Consider the following 2,890-nt stretch of genomic DNA (forward strand, 5'->3'; position numbering starts at 1 on the left):
CAAATCCACCAACTGCGCAGACCAATAACCAATCTGCTGCGAAATCAACGACTCCGCATCATCCTCACCACCAAGCACCGCACGCTGCCACACCGCGTAGTCGGCGTACTGCACCGGCAGCGGCGCCCAGGCGGGCGCCTCGCCCGCGGCACGCGCGGTGTAGGCGAGCATGACGTCGCGGGCCAGCGGCGCCATCGACCAGCCGTCGGAGGCGATGTGGTGCACCACGAGCGCCAGCACGTACTCCGACGTGCCGAGCTGGAACAGCCGTACCCGCAGGGGCAGGTCGGTGGTGACATCGAAGCCGGTGGACGCCAACGTGATCAGATGCTCGGCGAGGTTGGCTTCGGTGACCCGGAGCAGTGCCACATCCGGCACGCTCTCGCGCGCGTCCAGCACCACCTGCACCGGCCCGGTGGCGCCGTCGACCTCGGGGAAGATGGTGCGCAGCGACTCGTGCCGCTCGATCACGTCACCGAGGGCGGCCTGCAGGGCGGCGACATCGAGGTCACCGGACAACCGGATGCCGATGGGCATGTTGTAGATCGCCGCGTCGGTGTCCATGCGGTTGAGGAACCACATCCGCTGCTGCGCGAACGACAACGGTGTCGGCGCGGTGGGATCGCGCCGCACCAGCGGGATTCGGCTGCCTTGCCCGGCATGATCGGCCAACCGGACCGCCAGCGCGGCCACCGTCGACGCCTCGAACAGGATGCGGACCGGCACGGTGGTGTCCAGCGCGGCGCCGAGCCGCGCGGTGACCTGGGTGGCGACGAGCGAGTTGCCGCCGAGGGCGAAGAAGTCGTCGTCGAGCCCGACCCGATCGGCGCCGAGCAAGTCGGCGAACACGCCGGCCACGATCTCCTGCACCGGGGTCACCGGCGCGCGGAACTCACGTGCCTCGAACACCGGCTCGGGCAGGGCCTTCCGATCCAGCTTGCCCGACGAGTTGACGGGGAACTCCGCCAACACCATCAGCGTGGAGGGCACCATGTAGGACGGCAACCGGCGCTGCAGCTGCGACCGCACCGCCTCCACATCCACCGCACCCTCGACGTAACCGACCAGCTGATCGCCCGCCAACGTCGGCACGACCTGCACGACCGCCTGGCGCACGCCGGTGCAGTCGAGCAGTGCGGTCTCGATCTCGCCGAGCTCGATGCGCTGACCACGGAACTTCACCTGGAAGTCGGACCGGCCGACGTACTCGAGTACGCCAGAGGTGTTCCAGCGCACCAGGTCACCGGTGCGGTACATGCGCTCACCGGCCACGCCGAACGGGTCGGCGATGAACCGATCCGCGGTCAGATCCACCCGGCCCTGGTAGCCACGAGCCAGCTGCACGCCAGCCAGGTACAGCTCGCCGCGCACCCCGACCGGCACCGGACGCAGCGCGGCGTCCAGCACGTAGGCCCGGGAATTCCACACCGGGCCACCGATCGGCAGCGACGCGGGCAGCGCGTCGCCCACCCGTCCCGAGGTGGCGGTGATGGTGAATTCGGTGGGACCGTAGGCGTTGTAGATCGCCGCATCCGAGATCCGGCGCAAGGCGGTCGCGGTCGCGGTCGGCAACACCTCGCCACCCGCGAAAACCGTATGCAGCGAACGGCATTCGTCCGGCGCAGCGGTGGCCGCGAAGACCGCGATGAAGGAGGGGACCGTGTCCATCACGGTCACGCCGTGCCGCTCGATCAGCTCGGCCTGGTACCTCGGGTCACGGTGGCCGTCGTGCGTGACGATGATCGCGCGTGCGCCGATCATCAAGGGGACGAACATCTCCCATGCCGACGGGTCGAAGGTGAACGGCGTCCGCTGCAGCACCACATCGGTGTCGTCCAGCCCGAATTCGCCGATCGTCCAACTCATCTGGTTGGCCAGTGCGGCATGACTGATCGCCACGCCCTTCGGGCGACCGGTAGAGCCCGAGGTGTACAGCACGTAGGCGGTGTTGCTCGCCCGCAACTCCCCACGCCGCTCACCTGACGTCACCGGCGCATCGGAGTAGCCGGTCAGATCCAGCTCGTCGATATCCCACACCGGAACGGCGCCTGCGGTTTCCGCGCCGATGCCACCGGCAACGCCCGAAGCGTCACGAGCGGTCAGCACACACACCGGCCGCGAACCGGCCAGCACGTACTCGATCCGCTCGGCCGGATGATCCGGATCCACCGGCACATAACCGCCACCGGCGGTCAGCACCGCATAGACCGCGACCAGCATGTCCACCGAGCGGCGAATACCGACCGCCACCAACGCATCCGGGCCGACGCCCGCATCGATCAGCTTGCGTGCCAACCGGTTCACTCGCGCAGAGAACTCCGCATATGTCAGCGTCACGCAGTGACTCGATGGGGGGTGGTGGTCGGGCGACGGGTGGGCCAGCGTCTGGGCTACCGCATCGGTACCCGGATCGAAGATCACCGCGACGGCGTCCGGCCGCAACCGCACCTGGGCCTCGAACAGATCGAGCACACTCACCAGATCCGGCACCGCATGGGCGGTCTGGTTCCACTGCCGCAGCACCACGGCCCGCTCGGCGTCATCGAGCAGATCGATGTCACGCACCCGCCGCTGCGGATCCTCCGCGATCAGCGCGAGCACCCGCAGATACCGGTCGGCGAGCTTTGCGACCGTCGCGCCGTCGAACAGATCGGTCGCATAAGACAATTCAGCGACCATGCCGCTGTTCGCCTCGCCGGATTCCTGGATGTTCAACGACAGGTCGAACTTCTCGGTGCCGACCTCGACATCGATCGCCGAGACGCGCAGGCCGGGCAGTTCGAAGGTGCTTTCCGGCAGGTTCTGGAAGGAGAGCATCACCTGGAACAACGGATGACGCGCCTGCGAACGCGTCGGATTCAACACCTCCACCAAACGCTCAAAAGGCACA

Annotated in this window: 1 protein-coding gene; it reads right to left on the reverse strand. The window is 67.8% G+C overall.

Annotation, left to right across the window (positions count from 1 at the left end; genetic code table 11):
* Positions 1–2,889, reverse strand: a 2,889-nt coding sequence (locus tag ACGFNJ_RS44040; RefSeq protein ID WP_393462651.1) for an amino acid adenylation domain-containing protein, incomplete at its 3' end; no start/stop codon positions are given.
* Position 2,890: the final 1 nt, after the last annotated feature.

The organism is Nocardia sp. NPDC049149, assembly GCF_043197455.1.
Taxonomy (GTDB): domain Bacteria; phylum Actinomycetota; class Actinomycetes; order Mycobacteriales; family Mycobacteriaceae; genus Nocardia.